Source organism: Oleiphilus sp. HI0128 (genome assembly GCF_001635365.1).
On sequence record NZ_LWGG01001463.1, the window covers coordinates 1 to 999 of the forward strand.

General features: G+C 44.5%; 1 protein-coding gene and 1 pseudogene. Both read right to left on the bottom strand.

What is annotated here, in order from left to right; all coding sequences use genetic code 11:
- Positions 1 to 689, bottom strand: a 689-nt coding sequence (locus A3763_RS24170) for a UbiD family decarboxylase domain-containing protein (RefSeq protein ID WP_197483090.1), incomplete at its 3' end; no start/stop codon positions are given.
- Between the two features lie 130 nt (positions 690 to 819).
- Positions 820 to 999 (bottom strand): annotated as a pseudogene (gene rho / locus A3763_RS27210) (transcription termination factor Rho); the annotation flags it as partial.

Genomic DNA, 999 nt, shown 5'->3' on the forward strand with positions numbered 1-999 from the left:
GTTACTGCACCGAGTATTGTTGCTGGATCAGCACCTAAAGCCACCGCAACCGGGAAAGGTTTACCTGGGTGTTTTTGCTGCCACTCTCTGAAGTCTAGTGCGCCACCACGGTGAGATAGCCAGCGCATGATCAGCTTATTCTTTGCAATCAACTGCTGGCGATAAATCCCCAGATTCTGGCGAGACTTTTCAGGCCCTTTTGTAATCACCAAAGACCAGGTCACCAAAGGTCCTGCATCGCCTGGCCAGCAAGTCTGGATAGGAAGCTTATACAGATCCACCTGATCTTTTTCGATAAGCACTTCCTGACAGGCAGCCGAGCGGACCTCTTTGGGCCCCATCGCCATCACCTTTTTAAATATCGGTAGCTTTTGCCAGGCATCCTTAAAACCTTTAGGTGGTTCAGGTTCTTTAAGAAATGCCAAAAGTTTGCCCACTTCACGTAGTGCACTGACGTCTTCTTGCCCCATTCCTAAGGCAACGCGCCGCGTTGTACCAAAAAGATTTGCCAACACTGGCATATTGTAACCCTTTGGGTTTTCAAACAGTAAAGCAGGCCCTCCTGCACGTAAAGTACGATCACATATCTCGGTCATTTCCAGATAAGGATCGACTTCCTGAGCAATACGCTTCAACTCACCTTGCGCTTCAAGTTGTTTGATAAAACTTCGGAGGTCATCATATTTCATAACTGACACAACAATCTCAATTCAATTCATAAAAAAACCGGTATAAATACCGGTTTATATTCTAGCCTGACGATGTTTAATTCAGCTCAAAAGTTTTATTTAACAAAGCTTTTGAGCCATCAACAACAGCCTATCGCTTCTTCATCGACAAGAAGAACTCATCATTTGTTTTAGAGTCTTTCAGCTTATCGAGAATAAATTCTAATGCTGCTAAGTCGTCATCCATACTATGCAATAGTTTACGCAGTATCCAAACACGCTGAAGCTCATCTTCACTCATCAACAAGTCTTCTCGACGCGTTCCTGAACG